General features: G+C 69.4%; 2 protein-coding genes. Both read left to right on the top strand.

Features of this window, described 5'->3' with window-relative positions; all coding sequences use genetic code 11:
- On the top strand, window positions 1-501 hold a 501-nt coding region (locus MXD58_RS29685; protein ID WP_250611458.1), incomplete at its 5' end, for a Trp biosynthesis-associated membrane protein.
- Window positions 491-2,231: glycosyltransferase family 2 protein (locus MXD58_RS29680; RefSeq protein ID WP_250611456.1), on the top strand; the 1,741-nt coding region annotated here is incomplete at its 3' end. The genes MXD58_RS29685 and MXD58_RS29680, both read left to right, overlap by 11 nt.

The raw sequence follows: 2,231 nt of genomic DNA, 5'->3' as shown, positions 1-2,231 counted from the left end.
GGGGCGCCCTGGGCGAACCGCGCCCTGGGGCTGTGCGCGCTGGCCGCGCTGGTGGCGGCGCTGGCGGTGCCGCGTACCTGGGTGCGCGCGACCCTGTCCGACCGTGGCGCGGAGCTGCTCGTCGTCACCCGGTCCGGCTGGGAGCTGGCGCCCACCGGCGCGCTGGTCGTCGCGGTCGGACTGCTCGCCCTCGTCTGCTGCGCGCTGGCCCGCCGCGGTGGGCATCCGGCGCTGGGCGCGGCCCTGGTCGCCGCGGGCGTCGCCGTCGCCGCGCTCGCGTTGAGCCGCCTGTCCGCCGCCGATCCACTCGAGCACACGATCGGCCGGCTGCGCATCGGAACCTTCCAGACCGACGAACCGGTCACGGCCACGGCGGTTGGTCTGTGGCTGTGGGTCACCGTGGCGGCCGGTGTCGTCATGGCCGTCGCGGCCCTGAGCTGGCTGGTGCTGACCCGCCGCGCGGCCGACGTGACACGGGACGGAGCCGGGCATGGCCTATGACTACGCGTCGTTCTCGACGCTCGCCGGCCCCCTGCGGGAACCTCCCGCGGCGGGGGAGTACCACGTCGCCTACCGGAAGATCATGGTGGGCCGGCACCTGTACCAGGTGCTGCCGCAGCTGCTCGCCACCGTGGGGCTCTCGTCGCTGTTCTTCGTCTGGCTGATCCAGCCGCAGCACTACCCGCACTCGCGTTACCTGCCGACCGCGGTCCAGGTCGGCAACGCCGTGATGTTCTGGCTGATCGTCGTGACCGAGGGCATCCGCCTGCTGAACTCGATAACGCTGTGCTGGTCGGCGTTCATCATGCGCAATCCCATCCCGGTCACCCCGCCGCGCGGCCTGCGGCTCGCGTTCACCACGACGATCGTGCCGTCGAAGGAACCCATCGACGTCGTCCGCGACACCCTGATCGCGGCCCGCAACATCCGGCACGACTCGAAAATCGACGTCTGGCTGCTCGACGAGGGCAATGACCCGGCGGTGCGGGCGATGTGCGTCGAGATCGGCGTCAACCACTTCTCCCGCAAGGGCGTCGAACGCTGGAACACCGATCGTGGCCGGTTTCGTGCGAAGACGAAGCACGGTAACCACAACTCGTGGCTCGATGCCCACGGTGACGCCTACGACGTGGTCATCTCCGTGGATCCCGATCACATTCCGCTGCCGAACTTCGCGCAGCGAATGCTCGGTTATTTCCGCGATCCGAACGTCGCGTTCGTCGTCGGACCGCAGGTCTACGGAAATTTCCGCCACTACCTCACCCGCGGCGCCGAGGCGCAGAACTACATGTTCCACTCGGTGGTGCAGCGCGCGGCGAACCGGTTCGCCTGCGGCATGTTCGTCGGCACGAACCACGCCTATCGGGTGGAGACCTGGCGGCAGATCGGCGGATTCCAGGACTCCATCACGGAGGATCTCGCGACGTCGTTCGCCGTCCACGGTGCCCGCAATCCGAACACGAACCACCGGTGGACGTCGGTCTACACCCCGGACGTCATCGCCGTCGGCGAGGGCCCGGCGACCTGGACGGACTTCTTCAGCCAGCAGCTGCGCTGGGCCCGCGGGGCCAACGAGGTCCTCGTCACCGAAGCGGCCCGGCGGATGCGCCGGCTGACCTGGGGTCCGCGGCTGCACTACGCGACGCTGATGCTGCACTATCCGACGGTCGCGCTGACCTGGATCCTCGGGATGATCCTCACCACCACGTACATGGCCCTGGGGTCCACCGGAATCGTCGTGCACGTCTCGGCGTGGCTCGCGCTGTACTTCGATGTGTTCGCCGCCCGGCTGCTGTTGTATTTCTGGCTGCGCCGGTTCAACACCAGCCCGCACGAGGAGGCGGGCAGCGCCGGCATGTCCGGCATCTTCGTGTCGGTCCTGTGCACGCCCTTCTACTCGACGGCACTGGTCGGGGCGGTGTTCCGGCGCAAGCTCGGGTTCGTCGTCACCCCGAAGGGCGACCAGGCCAGCCCGGACCGGCTGATGACCTTCCGCAAGCACCTGTTCTGGGCGGTGTGGTCGGCTGGATCGATCGCCGCCGCCGCCGCGCTGGGCCACCTCTATCCGGCGAACATGGTCTGGGTCTCGCTGTCGCTGGTGATCTGCCTGCTGCCGATCGGGCTGTGGGCCCTGGAACCGATCCTCGCGCCGCGCCGCGCCGGCCTGGTCGGGGAGCACCGGCTGAGACTCTTCTACGAGGACAGGCCCGCCTCGACGGACGGCTGGACGT

Origin of the sequence: Frankia sp. AgKG'84/4, from assembly GCF_023242965.2 — a bacterium.
Lineage (GTDB): Bacteria > Actinomycetota > Actinomycetes > Frankiales > Frankiaceae > Frankia.
The sequence above is the reverse complement of the archived record's forward strand: the minus strand, read 5'-3'. Positions and strand labels throughout refer to the sequence as shown.